We start from the raw sequence: 14,079 nt of genomic DNA, 5'->3' as shown, positions 1-14,079 counted from the left end.
GCACACTAGCGCCTGACGAAGCAAGCCGCCAGTCTTCGACCGCACATAACGACCGCATGAAAACCGCTATCCCGCAAACATCGCTCTACGGTTCCGACTTCACCGGCCTCGTCTGCGGCTTCCGCTTTCGCGTCGATCAACCCGGCGAGCCCATCGATTCGGAGCAGGCAAGCGACTGGGTCGACCGCGACGACACGGCAAAAGAGTTCCTCTGGCTGCACTTCGACCTCGCCAACAGCGCATGCGAGCGCTGGATCAAAACCCGGCTCGGCTTGCCCGACGCGTTCTTCGACACGCTGCACGAGGGCTCGCATTCGACGCGCATCGAGCATCAGGAAGGCGCGTTGTTCGCGGTCATCAACGACGTCATGTTCAATTTCGAGCTGACGCCCTCGGAAATTGCGACGCTCTGGGTCTACACGCATCAGAAGCTGCTGGTCACGGCGCGCATGAAGCCGCTGCGTTCCGTCGATTCGCTGCGCGAGTCGGTGCGGCGCGGCGAAGTCTTCCGCTCGCCGGCGGAGCTGCTCGCGCATCTGCTGCGCGATCAGGCGGATCTGCTCGTGCAGATCGTGCGGCGGACGAGCGCGGAAGTAGACGGCATCGAGGATCGTTTCCTGTCTACGCACGCGTCCACCACCCGCTCCGATCTCGGCGCGCAGCGGCGCGTGCTCGTGAGGCTGCAACGGCTGCTCGCGCCCGAACCGGGCTCGGTGTTCCGGCTGCTCGCGCGCCCGCCGCGCTGGCTGCACGCGCAGGACATCCAGGACCTGCGCGACGCGACCGAGGAATTCTCGCTCGTCCTCAACGACCTCGCCGGGCTCGTCGAGCGCATCAAGCTGCTACAGGAAGAAATCGCGACGCGCATGGACGAGCAGAGCAACCGCACGCTTTTCACGCTGACGCTCGTGACCGTGCTCGCGTTGCCGATCAATATCGTGGCCGGTTTCTTCGGCATGAACGTCGGCGGCATACCGCTCGCCGAGAACCATCACGGCTTCTGGCTGCTCGTGGCGATCGTCGCGAGCTTCACCGTGCTCGCCGGAAGGTGGGCGTTCCGCCGCAGGCGCGATATGTGAGCGTCGCTCGCCTTTCTTCGGCTAAAGCCCGAGATCGCTCAGTCCCGGGTGATCGTCGGGGCGGCGCCCGAGCGGCCAGTGATACTTGCGCTCGGATTCCTTGATCGGCAGATCGTTGATCGACGCATGCCGATGCGTCATGAGCCCGGCCTCGTTGAACTGCCAGTTCTCATTGCCATAACTGCGATGCCAGTTGCCCGAATCGTCGTGCCATTCATACGCGAAGCGCACGGCAATACGGTTTCCGGTGAACGCCCACAGTTCCTTGATGAGCCGATAATCGAGCTCGCGCACCCACTTGCGATGCAGAAACGCCTCGACCTCCGCGCGTCCGTTGACGAATTCCGCGCGATTGCGCCAGCGCGTGTCCTCGGTATAAGCAAGCGCCACGCGCTTGGGATCGCGCGTGTTCCAGCCGTCTTCGGCGAGACGGACCTTCAGGGCGGCAGTTTCAGCGTCGAACGGGGGGAGAGGCGGTCTGGTTTCCATGGCATGTCCTGTTGACGTTGGCGCGGTAGACAGAGTTGTCTACCTGAAGCGCACTCTAGCGCAGGTAGACAGACCTGTCTACAATTAGCCGCATGAACATGATCGCCTCCCCCGCCGACTCCACCGAGCTTCCACCGGATGCCCGCATTCTGCGCACCGCGCACGACCTCTTCTACCGCGACGGCATCCGCGTGACGGGAATCGACCGGGTGATCGCGGAATCGGGCGTGGCGAAGAAGACGTTCTACCGGTACTTCGCGAGCAAGGACGACCTCATCGTCGCGTTTCTGGAATATCGGCACGACAACTGGATGACGTGGTTCCGCGACGGCCTTTCGCGTCACGGCGGCACGCTCTCGGCGCTCGTACCGACGCTCGCCGAATGGTTCGGCGGCGACGCGTATCGCGGCTGCGCGTTCATCAATTCGGTGGTCGAAGTGGGCGGCACGCTGCCGCAGGCCGTCGAGATTGCGCGGCGGCACAAGCGCGACATGACCGCCGCGATTCGCGCGCTGATGCCGCCATCACGCACCGCGAAGGCGGACGCGCAGGCGCTCGCGCTCGCGGTGGATGGCGCGATCGTCGCGGCGCAATTCTCCGACGCCCCCGCCGATGCGTTTAAAGCCCTCGCACGCGTGGTCCGCGCGGTGAGGCGCGCGGCAACGAGCGCGGGGTAATGAGAGACGCCTAGCGCGCGTCTGTGCCCGACCTCGGCAATGCGCAGCAGAGCTTGCCGTTCAGGTCCGCGATGTCGTCGGTGCTCAAGGTAGCGACGTCCGCCTTCAACTGCAGAAACGCCACCACCGCCGCATAACGCGAGCGCAGCAGATCGCGGCGGGCGGTGTACAGCGTGTCGATGGCGCGTAGCACGTCATTGCCGGTGCGGCTTCCAATCTTGAAACCGACTTCGGTTGCACTGAGCGTATCGCGGGCGCTTTCCACGAGATGCGAAAGCGCATCCGTCCGCTGGCGTTCGCGCACGTACTTCGCGAAGTTGTCGCGGGCCGAAGCCTCTGCCTGATTCGAAGCAAGCTCGTAGGTCTCTTTAGCCTTGTCTTCGAGAGCAAGCGACTGCTTCATGCGCGCCTGAATTTCGCCGCCGGAATAAAGCGGAATCTGAATCTGCAGCATGCCGGTCGTGGTCGTCGTCGGGCGCGCATAGCCCGACGCGGCGCCGGCGGGCGTATAACTGCCCGTCACGCTGACGACCGGATAATGCGCCGCCCGAGCCTTGGCCGAATCGAACTTGGCGATCTCCCAGCCGAGTTGCTTCGACTGCACATCGTAGCCGCGGGCCTTGGCCTGCTCGACCCACGATTCCTCGCCTCCCGCGAGCGTCGGCAAGCCCGTCCCCGCCGGCAACGGGGCGAGCGCCGCGAACGGCCGCCCGGTCACTTGCTGCAACGCGCGGCGCTTCGCACTGAGTTCTTCACGCGCATCGACCTGTTGCAATTGCGCCTGCTCGCGGGCGGTGTCGGCCTCGCGCTGGTCGATGAGCGTCACCTCGCCCACGGCGCGCTTCCGACGCACCTGTTCCAACTGTGCGTCGATCGCGGCGAGATACTCCGTGCTGCGTTTCACTTCGTCTTCGGCGGCCAGCTCGTCGAAATAGGCGCGCACGGCCCGCAGAATCGACGCCTGTTGTGCGCCGGCAAAATCCACCGCGCCCTGTGCGACGACGAAATCCGCCTGCCGGTAAGCGGTCCACTTGCTCCAGTCGAAGAGCGGCTGCGTCACGGTCACCATCCAGCCGTTCTGCCAATACTTCTGACGCGGAAAACCGTCCATGTCGATGCGGTTGTACGAACGTCCCCACCCGCCCGCGATCTGCGGCAACAGCGCCGCCCGAGCAATGGGCACCGCCTGCTTCGCGGCTTCATACGCGGCCTGCGCCTGGCCGAGTTCCGCGTCGTGATCGAGCGCCTGTTGCACGATGGCGACGAGATCGTCAGCGCGTGCGGCATCGACAAGGACGAGCGCGCACGCCAGCCCGGCCAGCCAAATGCGTCGCTTAAGCATGGAGCGTCTCGCCTGCCGTGGCCGTGCTCGATGCATCGCTCTCCGGCACCAGCGCGCCCGCAGCGAACCGATAGCGCGTGTCGAACGCGGAAGCGAGCGACATGTCATGCGTAATCACGACGACCGTGCGATCGAGATTGCGCAGCAGCGACGCGATGCGCCGCACCGACGCCGGATCGAGATTCGATGTCGGTTCGTCGAGCAGCAGCAGTTCGCGCTGCTGATACAGCGCGCACGCGAGCAACAGCCGCTGCCGTTGACCGGCGGAGATATTGGCGATGGTGTCGCTGATGACGGTGCGCGTGCGCATCGGCAAACGCATGATGTCGTCGAGGAGGCCGACATCGGCGAGAATCGCGTGAATGCGGTCTTCGTCCGTCTCGGCGGCGAATAGCGTCACGTTATCCGCTATGGACCCGTGCAGAATGATGTCGCCCTGCCGCATATGCGCCTGATGCCGGCGAATTTCATCGACCGTCAGGTTCGGCCATGCAATGCCATTGAGCGCAATATGTCCGTGCTGCAGCGGTTCCGCCGCCGACAGCAGCTTGAAAAGCGTGGACTTGCCGCTGCCCGAAGGACCGGTAATCGCGATCTTCTCGCCCCGGCGAATATGGATGCTCGCGCTCCTCAGAATCGGCTCGTCGGAAATGCCGTAGCTGAACGTCACGTCGCGCACTTCGATGTCCTTGAAGGACCGTACTTCGGTGGCGCGCTGCGTATTCGCGAGCGGCGTATAACGTTCGTTCTCGCTCTCCACGATATCGTCGACGCGCGCCGTGGGCACGCTCAACATGAAGTACTGGAACGTGGCGTTGATCCCGCTCGCGAGCCGCTCGGACATGAGCGACTTGTAGATCAGGAACGAATAGAACACGCCGACCGACACCTTCCCGCCGAGCATCAGCCGCGCGGCCAGCCACGTGATGACGATGGTATCGGCGTAAGTCACGAGCTTCAGCAAGCCGTCGCGGGTACACGTGAGACGGCTGCTCTTGAGAAGCGCCGCCGCGTATGCCTTGTAGATCGTCATGTAGATGGCGGTGCGCCGCGTCTCGCCTTGCGCCAGCTTCAGCAGCGAGGCAGCGCGAATGGTCTCGATCAGCGAATCGTCGCAACGGGCGGACGTTTCCAGCACCAGCGCATGGTTGTCGCGCATGGCGGCGAACATGCTGAGCGCCAGCGCGACGTAGACGGCGAAGATCAGCAACGCCACGCCGGCCAGTTGACGGCTTTGGATCAGCATCAGCACGAGCGCGAGCGCGCCGACCGTCAGGTCGATGAAGAGCGACACCGTGGTGCGCGTGGTGAACACGCTGATCTCGTCCTGCGCCTTCACGCGCGCAAAGACATCGCCCACGTGGCGCTTTTCGAACCACGGCATCGGATTGCGCAGCAGATGGCCGAGCAGGCCCTCGGTGGAGTTGATCTGCGTGATGTTGTACAGCAACTCGGTGAGGTACTTCTGAACGAACTCGCTCAGCGCCCCCAGCAAGAAGATGCTGGCGAAGGTCGCGACGAGCACGTTCAGCAGATTGCGGTTGTCCGCCGCCACCACATAATCGAGCACGAGGTTGCCGAAGTACGGCGCGGCCAGAATGGCGAACTGGCTGCCGAGCGCGACGAACACGATCTTGCCGATCTGCGACTTCATCTGCGGACTGAGCGCCCGCACGCGCTTGAGCGCCGCCGGCACGCGCGATTTGGCGCGAATGCGCGGCATCTGCGGCGTGGGGGCGAATTCGAGCAGGAAGCCCGAGACGGCGGAGCGGAACGTGTCCATCGACACGCGGCGGCGACCCGTGGCGGGATCGATCACGCGGACATAGCCGTGCCCCGCTTTCTCGAACACCACGAAGTGAGCGCCGCCGAAATGCAGAATCGAGCCCTTCTTGACCGCCGAGAGATCCGATGCATCGAAACGATACGCCTGCACCGCAAGCCCGAAGTCGGTGGCGACATCGTAGAGGTCCATGAGCGACAGGCCATTCGCCGAAATCGGCTTGTAGGCAGACAGTTCCCGCACTTCGGTCGCGCGGCCGAGATGGGACAGCACCATCGCGAGACACGCATAACCGCACTCGGCGACTTCGTTTTGATAGATAACGCGCACATCAACCTCTCAGCATTCTGAACAGCGGCGCCAGGACCCACTCGGCAATCGTCCGGCGCTCGACAACGATGCTGGCCGTCGCGCGCATGCCCGGAAGAATCTTGAAGTGCTGCCCGTCGAAATCGAAGGTGTTGCCGCGCAGCGTCGCCCACGCTAAGTAGTCGCCGTCGGACTCCTTCGTGGTTTGCGTCTCTTCGGACGGGTCGGGCGCGCCGGGCGTGCCGGGCGGCGCGACCGGACTCGCGGGCAGCACCGTGGTGCCGGAAATGGAATCGATGCGCGCCTCGTACGTCCCGAACTTCGCATACGGAAACGCATCGAACTTGAGGCGCACGATCTGGCCTTCGCGCACGAAGCCGCGTCGGCGCGATGGAATGCTCAACGCCACCCGCAGCGGGCCGCTCTCTTTGGTGGAAATCACCATCGCGACATCGCCGGTCGCGAGCATGCGGCCCGCCACCAGACTGGAAAACGTGACGACGCCGCCCTTCGGCGCGGACACCGTCGAATCCTGACGCTCGCGCTCGAACCGCGCGCGAACGTCCTGTACGTCGCGTGCATGGCGTGCATCGAGCTCGCGCAACTGCGCTTCGAGATCGGTCTGACTGCTGGTGGACGCGCCCAGCTCACCCGCAAGTTGCTGCCTGCGCGCGATGCTCTGCGCCACCGTCACCTTGCCCTGATGCACATCGGCGCGAGCCTGTTCGAGCTTGTCCGCCGTCACGTAGTCGGAGACCGAATTAAGGCGCGCGAGCCGTTGCTCGAATTCGCCGACGAGTTGGGTGTTTTGCGCGATCTGGGCGTCGAGGGAGCCGAGTTCCGCGCGCTTGCTGGCTTCGGTCAGACGCGCCGTCTCCCGCTGCGCATTCAACTGAACCCGGCGCTCACTGTACTGCTCGTCGATCGAGCGGATCTGGTCGTCGCGCATCTTCTCATCGAAGGCTTGACGACGCAGGCCGTCCGTGGTCAGCGAAAAGTCGCGCTGAAGACGGAACAGCGGCGTGCCCGGATCGACATGCTCCGAAGGCCGCGCGTAAATCGCCGATACGAGCCCCGCTAACCCCTGGATCTTGACCTCGGATGCGGAAACGACCTCGCCGGTCACGTCCTGCTTGAGCTCGATTTCATGCACGAAACCGAAGGCAACCGCCACGATCGTGAAGATCGATGTGGCGTACGCTATCCAGCGCCACGGGACATCTTTGAATTCGGGAATTTCGGTCGGTTGCATGAATGGTTGCGTGTAATGCGAATGCCGGTTCGCGTGAAGCGTCTATCGCGAGGGCGCGAATGCGTACATGGCGGGATGGCCAGCCGGGAGCCACTGCTCGTAGTTGTCGGCGAGCGCCGTTTCGATATAGCCGGCCAGACGCTGCGGCGATTCGGGCGCATCGAGCGGAAGCGGATCGAACAGACGCGCCTCGAAGCGGCCACGCGCGAAGCGAACATAGAACGGCAGCAGCACCGCGCCGAACGTCTCACCCATGCGGAAAACGCCGTTGTGTATGCGGGCGCTCTTGCCGAACATGGTGACTTCCACCGTCTCCATCGGGTAACGGTGCATGGTGAACGGCGGCACGTCGCTGAACAGCACCGCCACGCCGTCGCGCCTGAGCGAGCGCGCCACGCGCACGCCTAGCCCGTTGCGGTTGGCGTCGCCATAGGTGTAGAGCACCTTTATGCCAGGAATCAGCGCATGGTCGTCGCCGTATTGATTGCGCGGCACGCCGGACACCACGGACATCGACTGCAAACCCAGCAGCGCCGCCATGCGCTCGACGATATAGATGTTCGCGTATTGAGAGACGAAGTGGAACGGCGAGATAAAGACCGGACGTGCAGGCGCTTCGCGCTTGAGTTTTTCGACGGCTGTCACCAGGATCGTTGCGATGGCATCCAGATCCGCCCACGCCTCCCGCTTGCGAATATCGCGGCCAAAATAGATGCGCTGATCGATGAGCTTTTCGACCTGCGCGCCGAAACACGCCCGGTTCGCGCGGCTCTGTGGCAACCGAAGGACTGAGCTTGCAATCTCGGCACGAATACGGCCATTCGCGCGACAAGTCGCGTCGAACAGGCTACGCACGCTCCACGAGAAACACGCAAGCGCCTCGACCGAACGCATGGGGATTCGGCCGACGATAAAACGGCGCATGCGATGCTTTCGTAGGGCAAGCCATTTTTTCAACGCGGGACGCAAAGCAGGCATGACGAACTCTTTCTGGAACACGGCGGGGCGGGTCCGCGGCCCCGCCCCGCTTTGGCTATTCCCCGCGGAAACGGCGCAGGCGGGAAAACAGCCGGTTATGCAAAGCGAAGCGAGTTACTTACCCTGGATGTAAATAACCACCGTCGTGTTCGCCGACGAGCGGCTGCTTGCCTTGTGGCAACCGCCTGCCAGTGCTGCTTGAGCCAGTGCATTGCGTTCGATCTTTTGCATTTCATTCCTCCTGCCAGTTGCTGAATATACGTGGTCCGAACTAATTTCAGTCCGCTCGATCACCTGCCCTTCATATCTCGGGCTTCGTCAGGAACCATTTAATATTCCTGAACGACGGATATTAGATAGTTCGCGTATGACGGTAAACCGCGAAAACTCTGAAAGAAGCGACAAGAGGCAATTCCCGACGATGATTCGTTTGGTAATGGCAAGGTATTAATCGACTCGTAAGCAAAGTGGCGCGCTATCCATGTGAGCTCGCAGACTTATCACACATGTAACTGATCAATGGCAGCAAACCCGCGTTGCTCGAATCCCTAAAAAAAACAGGCCACCCTTCGACGAGGATGGCCTGTTCGACAAAGCGCGCGATCAGTGCGTGCTCACTCCGATCGTGAGGGTGGCTTTGTCATTCGAGTTGTTGCTGGAGCCGCCGGACCCGCTCGACGCTCCGGCAATCGAAATCGAGACGTTCGTGGAGGATGACGAGCTGCTGGTTGCCTTGGTGGTGCCGCCTGCCACATCACTGTAAGCCAGGGCGTTTCGTTCGATTCTTTGCATTTCAGTTTCTCTAGGTTCTAACGTACAAGGGACGATGACGCCGTTGATGCGCCACCGGCCCAATTCTCCGCGCGGACCCGGCGTAACGCTATAGGGCCTCGTACGGATATTCTGCAATCCTGCGTATCAGTTATAGGCGAAGTTGACGGTGGCCGTTGCGGACACGGTGCCGCCTGTCATCGTACCGAGGCGATAGAACTGAGCCACCATCGGAATGGTCAGGGAGTTGGTCGCACCCACAGTCCCTATGTTCAGGGACGAATTCAGGGTAATCGGCGTGCCGGTCGTATCGCCTGCGTTGACGGCCTTCAACAGCTGCACGCCGACTTGCGCCGCCGTGCCGGTGTTCGCGAGCACGCTTTGGACCGTATCGGAGGTTCCGTTGACGGTCATCGCCACGTTCGTGTTGGCCGCGCAGTTGTTCAGCGTGATGTTGAAGGGAGTAGGGTTCTTCGTGTTGCCCACGGCGGCGAAATCCGTCGTCCTCGCGGTCCCGAGGGCGATCGTTTGATTGACGGAGTTCGAATCGACAGTACACGTCGGCAGGATAATGGTGCCGGTGAATGTCAGCGTGGCGTCGGCCGCGAACGCCGACGCGGCGCACGTGAGCCCAAGGGCCACGATCCCGATCTTCAGTTTCTTCATGTTTTGCTTCTCCTTGATCTCTGTTGCTGGCCGCTCGACGGCGACATGACGCACGCCATGCCGCCGCTTCACGGATCACTGGTACAGCACGGTCATCGTCATGGTCGCGTTCGCGGGACCGGCACCGAGCGCGCCTGTGCGGTAGGAGCGCGCTTGCATCGGTATGGTGTAGTTGCCGCCGTTCGTACTGTCGAATCCGTTCAGCGTCACATACGTGCCATAGGGAAACACCGCGCCCGTGTTGTCGTAGAGCTGAATGCCGACGCCCGCCGCGCTCGGCGATCCGCTCAACGCGGCCACGTTGCTATAGCCGGACACGAGTCCGTTCGATGGATCGATCCTGTACTGAATGCTGTGAATCTGCCGTGCCAATGTTCCGCTCACGGGCGTTCCGCCGGGGCAGTTATTCAGGCTCATATTGAACGATGACACCTTGTTCGGCGCAGGGCCGATGCTCGGCAGGTCCGCCGGTCCCTGAATGCCCATGGGAACCGTGACATCGGGCGTCTGACAGGTCAGCACGGTGATGACCACCGGCGTGATATAGAAGTTGATGACACCGGCCGACGGCACGTCCCCCGCAGGCGGCGGCGTCAGCGTCTGCCACGAGAACGCCTGCGCGATCATGCCGGTCGCGGTGCCGGGCGTGATGTCGCCGATCTTCACGAGGGCGACGATCAACTGTCCGCCGTTGTAGATGGTGCCATTCGCGTTCCACTGACGGCCGAGCTTCGAGAACGTGCGCGGCCCGGCGGGCAGGCTGTTCGGAATGACATAGCCGCCCATCGCGATGCCCACGCCCGGCACGTTGGTCGGATACACCTCGAAATCGACGCCCTGATAGTTCGCGGTGTACACGGTCGGTCCGGCGGTCGTGATACCCGCGGTTTCGAAGTCGGTTCCCGTATAGACCTGCCCGGTGACGATGCAGGTCCAATAGTCGTTCTTCGAGGGCGACAGTGACCATGCCGTGAGAATCGATCCATTCGGCAGATCGCGCGCCACGGCCACCGACGGCGGAAGCGTCAACGTGAACGAACTGTAGTTGACCGTGCAGGTTGCCGTCGCCCAGGCAGACGACGGCACGAACACCAGTGCAGCGACCCAGCACAACACACACCGCAGCAGTCCGGCTGCGAGCCGATTCATGATTTTCATTCTGGTTTCCTGACTCAATGAATGTGAACGGCGCTCACTGACAGACAGCGTCCGATATGCTGATGGAGTTCGGTTTCGAGGCATCCGTCACCGCGGGCAACTGATAGCGCACCACGCAACGCTGCTCGGGCGCTTCGCCCCACTTCACGTTCAGCGTGCCGGCGTCGGACTTCAAACCGGTCGCGATGATGCGGCTGCCCTGCGCCACCGTGCCGACGTTGCGATTCTCGGCGTCGAACACTTCGGAGCCGAACGGCAACGGCTGGCCGTCCGCCTGCGAGACGCGCATGACCGCTGGCTTGCCCATGTTCTCCGTCTCGAACTTGAGGCGCACCACGGCGCCCGCAGTCGGCGCCGTTCGCTGCACGGTCGACTTCAGCGCGATGTTGATCGGCAAGCCCTTCGGGTCCAGTTCGATGTCGTTGTTCGAATACGGCTGCATGCCCGAGACGACGGCGTGTCCCCACCGGTCCACGCGCAAGCCCGCACCGTTGGCAAGTCGTGCGCCGGCCGCATCGCTCGCTTCGACGACAGCGACCGTATCGCCCATGTTCGGCGTGAATGCGACGCCGTCGCGCCATGCCACCACGCCGCCCGACATGCCCGCGCCGACCTGCGAGAAGTTGCGGCCCGTGCTCGCATTCGCGGTAAGCATCGCAAACGGCGCGACATAACCGACGTTGCCGCCCGCGCTCGCCGAACTGCTGGCGTGACTGCCGCCGTCGTTGAAGTTCGCGTTGATGCCGTAGCTGAATGCATTGTCGACGCCGAGCGTGCCCGTGACCGATTGCTGGATGGTCGAGCTGCCGTTGCTGGTGTCGTGCTGGAAATTGGTGGTCGACTGCGGCGCGTGCGCCCCGAATCCCAGCGGGATGGACATGTTCAGCATGATGCGGTTGTCCCACCGGTTCGTGTTCACCTGGAACTGCCGCACGAACGACGCGCCGTAGGTCATGCGCTTCCAGCTGTTGGTGTAGCCGATTTGCAGCTGCGTATCGTGACTGGAGCGGTTCCAGTACGTCTGGAACGAACCCATCGCATAGAGCGAGCCGTACCGCGCGCCCTCGCCGATGCTCTGATTCAGCGTGAACTGCACGCGCGACTTTTGCAGCGCGGTCATGAGACCGAGTTGATGCTCGGCGTTCAGCTGACGCATCATCATCGCGTCGGGCAGCGAGAAGAAGCCGCTCGTCGAATAGCGATACGCGGCAATGGCGATATTCGTATTCGTCGGCTCGAACAGGCGCGAATAGCTGAGTCGCACGCTCGCGCCGTTGCGCGTGCCGTAGCCCTTGAAGCTCGCGCTCGCCTGCGTCACGTCGAGACCGAACGCGCCGACGCTCGTATTGAGCGCGGTGCCGATCATCGTCGAGAAGTACATGTCCGCCGCGCTCACGCCGCCGTACAGCGTCACCAGATTGCTGATGCCCCGCTGCAGCGTGAACTGCGAAACGAACGGATGAATATTGATGTTCGGATCGCGATACTCGCCGATGCTCGCGCTATAGCGCGTGACGCCCGGCCGCAGCGCATTCACCGCCGCCGCGTACGGAACCGTCGAGATGTGCTGAGTGCCGTCGGCCTCGGTGACGATCACATCGAGATTGCCGCCGTAGCCCGTCGGATACAGGTCGTCGATCTCGAACGCGCCCGGCGCGACCGTCGTCTCGTAGATGATGTTGCCGTTCTGCCTGACCTGCACGCGGGCATTGCTATTGGCGATGCCATGCACCACCGGCGCGTAGCCGCGCTGCGACTCCGGGAACATGCGGTCGTCGGTGCCGAGCGTCGCGCCGCGTAAGCCGAAGCTGTCGAACAGCGCGCCGTCCGTGAAGGTGTCGCCAACCGTGAACTGGCTCTTGATGTCCTTGAACGCACGCTGCGCATACGTCTGCACGCTTTGATAATGCGAGCCGCTGATGCTGTTGTGCGTGACGTTGCCCTGATAGCGGAAACGCCACGGACCAAGATTGATGCCGCCGATCAGCCCGAGGTAGGCCGAATTGTTGTCGAAACCGCCCGCGGAGCTGTGATACACGTTCGCGTTGTACTGGAACGTGCCCGCGTTGATGCCGTCGTCCCAATACTTCGGATCGACATAGCCGCGCGCCCTGCTGTTCATCGCGATTTGCGGCACGCTCACATCGAGACGCTGCTCCCCGCCGTCGAACGTGGCGATCGCGCCCGGGATCAGTTCGGGCAGCGTCAGGCACGCATTGCCGGCCGCTTCCAGCTTCGCGGCGGCTTCGGGCGAGAGCTTGCGCAAATCGACACCGAAGCGTTCGAGCAGATCCGCCGTCACGCATGGTTGCACCACACCCGGGTGCTCCGTGGAGTCGCGCACATCGACGCTGAACTTGCCGCGCCATACGTTGTTGACGTATGTATCGGCGCGATACGTGCCGGGCAGGACCGGCTGCCCGTGATTGAAGCGTGAGATGTCCAGCTTCTGGCCGCCGCCGGAATCGAGAAACTGCTCGTTGAATTCGACGGCTGCGGGCTGCGCAGAAGCGTCCGCCCAGGCGTGCGCGCTTACGCCCATGGCGGCCAGAGCCTGGAGCGTGAACAGCGTGACAGGTCTTAATCGCGCGCCGGACAGATGGGCGCTGCAGTAGTGCGTTTTCATTCAGTTATCCGAAATATACGGGCACAGCGATCCCGGGCATGCCGCAAGGGCATGCGCGCTAGTGCATCTTCACGGGGTCATTGCGGCGCGCGACGGCGCGGGCGTCGGGCAGCCGGCTCGGGACTGTCGGGATGCCGCCGGTCAGGGCGCGAGCGTGGCGTCACCGGCCTGCGGGCCGCCGTAGTCGTTGATCGCGGTATAGCGCACCTTCGCGCCGGCAGCGGGAAGCTCGCCCTTGAGCGGGAACGCGCGGCTCTGGCCTGGTCCGACCATGCCGCCGTCGGTGAATTGCGCCGTATGCACGCCATCGGTGAGGTCGATGCGGTCGAACGATACGTGATACTGCGTGGGGTTATCGGCCACCAGCGTGTTCTTGCCGCCTTCGCGCTTCAGATGCCACACAATGGCTTCGGGCGCGTCGCTCGCCTGCCCCTTCAGCCCCGTCGGGCGATAGAAGAACTTGATGCGCGTACGGAACGCGAGTTGCAGCTGATTGGCGCTCGCTTCATCGCCTGTTGGCTTGGGCGGCACTTCCAGCACGTTGAGATAAAGGACGGATTCGGCGTCGCCGGGCAGAGGCTCGCCGGTCGACATGATGCGCAGCGTCTGCGACTTGCCCGGATCGATACGCATCATCGGCGGGGTGATGGTGAACGGCACGTCGATCGTATCCGGCTTGGCGTCGGCATCGCCCTTGTCGATCCAGACCTTCGTGAGACCGGGGAGCTTGCCGTTGTTGGTCAGCTTGACGGTGACTTCGGAATCGCTCTGGTTATACACCACGCGCGTACCGGCGATGACCACCGAAGCACGGGCCTGCGGGGCGAAGCCCTGGATCGCGGCGAGGAGCACCGCGACGGATGCGAGTCGGCTAAACAGTTTCATAGTGACGAAGAAGCGCCCAAGCGAAGCACGATATCAAGGAGAGGCGGGCTTGCGCCCGCCCTTG

Annotated in this window: 12 protein-coding genes; 3 read left to right on the top strand and 9 right to left on the bottom strand. The window is 63.1% G+C overall.

The window, feature by feature from the left end; all coding sequences use genetic code 11:
- Window positions 1-56: 56 nt before the first annotated feature.
- On the top strand, window positions 57-1,079 hold the full coding sequence (locus LDZ26_RS15505; protein WP_244850039.1) for a transporter: 1,023 nt from the start codon (window positions 57-59) through the stop codon (window positions 1,077-1,079).
- Between the two features lie 21 nt (window positions 1,080-1,100).
- Here LDZ26_RS15505 and LDZ26_RS15500 read toward each other — a convergent pair whose 3' ends face one another.
- Window positions 1,101-1,568 carry a nuclear transport factor 2 family protein gene (locus LDZ26_RS15500; protein ID WP_175941336.1) on the bottom strand — a complete coding sequence of 156 codons (468 nt, stop codon included), beginning with the start codon at window positions 1,566-1,568 and terminating at the stop codon, window positions 1,101-1,103.
- Window positions 1,569-1,660: 92 nt separating this feature from the next.
- Here LDZ26_RS15500 and LDZ26_RS15495 point away from each other — a divergent pair, with 92 nt between their 5' ends.
- Window positions 1,661-2,245, top strand: coding sequence for a TetR/AcrR family transcriptional regulator (locus LDZ26_RS15495; RefSeq protein WP_244850038.1), 585 nt, complete (start codon window positions 1,661-1,663; stop codon window positions 2,243-2,245).
- A gap of 10 nt (window positions 2,246-2,255) precedes the next feature.
- Here the strand turns inward: LDZ26_RS15495 and LDZ26_RS15490 are convergent, their stop codons facing one another.
- From LDZ26_RS15490 to LDZ26_RS15475, 4 genes are read right to left on the bottom strand one after another with little or no spacing between them, the layout of a single operon-like run.
- Window positions 2,256-3,587 carry a TolC family outer membrane protein gene (locus LDZ26_RS15490; protein ID WP_244850037.1) on the bottom strand — a complete coding sequence of 444 codons (1,332 nt, stop codon included), beginning with the start codon at window positions 3,585-3,587 and terminating at the stop codon, window positions 2,256-2,258.
- Window positions 3,580-5,700 carry a peptidase domain-containing ABC transporter gene (locus LDZ26_RS15485; RefSeq protein ID WP_244850036.1) on the bottom strand — a complete coding sequence of 707 codons (2,121 nt, stop codon included), beginning with the start codon at window positions 5,698-5,700 and terminating at the stop codon, window positions 3,580-3,582. Before LDZ26_RS15485 ends, LDZ26_RS15490 begins: the two co-directional genes overlap by 8 nt.
- Window position 5,701: 1 nt before the next feature.
- Complete coding sequence (locus LDZ26_RS15480) at window positions 5,702-6,931, bottom strand: HlyD family efflux transporter periplasmic adaptor subunit (RefSeq protein WP_244850035.1); 1,230 nt, start codon at window positions 6,929-6,931, stop codon at window positions 5,702-5,704.
- A 42-nt stretch (window positions 6,932-6,973) separates the two neighbouring features.
- Entirely contained in the window at window positions 6,974-7,711 is a 738-nt protein-coding gene (locus LDZ26_RS15475; protein WP_244850034.1) for a hypothetical protein, read from the bottom strand.
- 808 nt (window positions 7,712-8,519) lie between these two features.
- On the opposite strand from LDZ26_RS15475, the gene LDZ26_RS15470 reads away from it, so the two are divergent.
- Window positions 8,520-8,672: a hypothetical protein gene (locus LDZ26_RS15470; RefSeq protein WP_244850033.1), complete on the top strand. Its 153-nt coding sequence runs from the start codon at window positions 8,520-8,522 to the stop codon at window positions 8,670-8,672.
- 155 nt (window positions 8,673-8,827) lie between these two features.
- On the opposite strand, the gene LDZ26_RS15465 is transcribed toward LDZ26_RS15470, so the two are convergent.
- The 4 genes from LDZ26_RS15465 to LDZ26_RS15450 form a co-directional block, all read right to left on the bottom strand.
- Window positions 8,828-9,346: a fimbrial protein gene (locus LDZ26_RS15465; RefSeq protein ID WP_244850032.1), complete on the bottom strand. Its 519-nt coding sequence runs from the start codon at window positions 9,344-9,346 to the stop codon at window positions 8,828-8,830.
- 75 nt (window positions 9,347-9,421) lie between these two features.
- Entirely contained in the window at window positions 9,422-10,504 is a 1,083-nt protein-coding gene (locus LDZ26_RS15460) for a fimbrial protein (RefSeq protein WP_244850031.1), read from the bottom strand.
- A gap of 34 nt (window positions 10,505-10,538) precedes the next feature.
- Entirely contained in the window at window positions 10,539-13,130 is a 2,592-nt protein-coding gene (locus tag LDZ26_RS15455) for a fimbria/pilus outer membrane usher protein (RefSeq protein ID WP_244850030.1), read from the bottom strand.
- 141 nt (window positions 13,131-13,271) lie between these two features.
- Window positions 13,272-14,015 carry a fimbria/pilus periplasmic chaperone gene (locus LDZ26_RS15450; RefSeq protein WP_244850029.1) on the bottom strand — a complete coding sequence of 248 codons (744 nt, stop codon included), beginning with the start codon at window positions 14,013-14,015 and terminating at the stop codon, window positions 13,272-13,274.
- Between the last annotated feature and the right edge of the window lie 64 nt (window positions 14,016-14,079).

It is taken from the genome of Caballeronia sp. SL2Y3, assembly GCF_022879575.1.
In the GTDB taxonomy this organism is placed as follows: Bacteria; Pseudomonadota; Gammaproteobacteria; order Burkholderiales; family Burkholderiaceae; genus Caballeronia.
The sequence above is the reverse complement of the archived record's forward strand: the minus strand, read 5'-3'. Positions and strand labels throughout refer to the sequence as shown.